The sequence below is a fragment of the Nitrososphaera sp. genome (assembly GCF_050748925.1).
In the GTDB taxonomy this organism is placed as follows: domain Archaea; phylum Thermoproteota; class Nitrososphaeria; order Nitrososphaerales; family Nitrososphaeraceae; genus Nitrososphaera.
Window position 1 is genome coordinate 1 of the sequence record NZ_JBOGQF010000231.1, and the last position, 1,438, is coordinate 1,438.

Below are 1,438 nucleotides of genomic sequence, written 5' to 3' on the forward strand. Positions count from 1 at the left end.
GACGATTCCTATGTGGGGCAGAAGGCTGATGCCGAGCACCAGAGCGCAAAAGAGGATCACAAGGGATTTCTTGATTCCGTGGATCGACTTGGCTACGGCAATTCCCTGCTGCACTGTCGCGTACTCGGAAAGGCTAAGATATTTGCGCGCCGCGAGGAGGGATAGGAGAGAGAGAACCACCAGGACGACGCAAATGACATAGCCGTCCACGTCGTCGATGCCGATCGTCGTGATGCGCAGGTAAGCCTGAGGGGCGAGCAGGTTTTTATAGTTGAGCATCAGCGGTGTGCCGAGGTCGTCGATCGCGCGAATAAAAGTCAGCAGGCAACCGGCGATGAAACCCGGCAGCATAAGAGGCAGCGTGACGCGCCGAAAGAGCCTGAGCCCGTGACATCCCATGCTCTGAGCCATCTCCTCCATAGAGGGATCTATGTTGGAAAGGGAGACCGCCGTATTGAGCATGATGAAGGGAAAAAAGTGCAGCGTCTGCACAATCACGACGCCGGTCAGCCCTTCCATAAACGGCACATTGAGATCGAACCAGCGCATGAGAAGCAGGTTGACCATGCCGCTCCTTCCCAGAATCATCTGCAAGGCGACCGCCCCGACGAACGGCGGGACGACGAGCGGAAGAGTGGCGAGGGTGTTCAACAGCAGTTTGCCTCTGAAATGATAGCGGGTGCTGAAGTAGGCGAGCGGAACCGCCATCAGGCTGCCAAAAAAGACGACCAACAGCCCGCTCAGCAGGCTGTTCCATAGGGCCTCGCGGAAGAGAGGGCGGCGAAAAAAATTGGCGAAGTGAACAAGCGTCAACCCGCCTTCACCGTCAGAGAGCGAGACCCACAGCACGCGCGCGATCGGCAGGACAATGAAGAGACAAAGAAGGCACAGGAGCAGCAGCAGGATCGCACCCTGCCGCCAATCGACTTGCCCTCTGAGAGAGAGTGCCGGTGTGGACGCGCTTGTCGCCATGACCGACGGAAGAAAAGAAACCCAACCCGACTATTTACCGTGCCAGGCTTGTGGCTTTATTGGCTAACTCTGTGGCCTTTGCGTAGTTGCCCCTGGCGAAATTTTCCCACTCTGTTTCGAGCTGGGCTTTGAGTCCGGACTTGGACTTGAAGGCGCCGACGACCTCCTTGTCGCTCGCCTTTTTATCATTGACGGGGACAAGAGACGCAAGCTTTCTGGCCTCGCCCACCAGGCTGCGCGCCTGATCAACGCTCTTTCCTTTGCCCTTGGCCACGGCTTCTTCGGCTTTGTAGATCGCTTCCCATGCCTCCTTTAGCTCTTTGTGCCGGAAAGTAATGATATGGTCGTAAAGAGAGTTCACCACGTCGCGGCGACCGGAGGAGAGCGTATCGTTGAACTCGACTCCGCCCAACTTCATCGTAAAGGGGTTCGGGTAGTTCTTCGGCGACTTAGCATAAAGTTCAGG

At 56.7% G+C, this 1,438-nt stretch carries 1 protein-coding gene and 1 pseudogene; both read right to left on the reverse strand.

The window, feature by feature from the left end; all coding sequences use genetic code 11:
* Positions 1–972 (reverse strand): ABC transporter permease (locus ACREAY_RS11820; protein ID WP_431755968.1); only part of this gene is annotated, 972 nt, incomplete at its 3' end.
* A gap of 34 nt (positions 973–1,006) precedes the next feature.
* Positions 1,007–1,438, reverse strand: a pseudogene (locus ACREAY_RS11825) (ABC transporter substrate-binding protein); the annotation flags it as partial.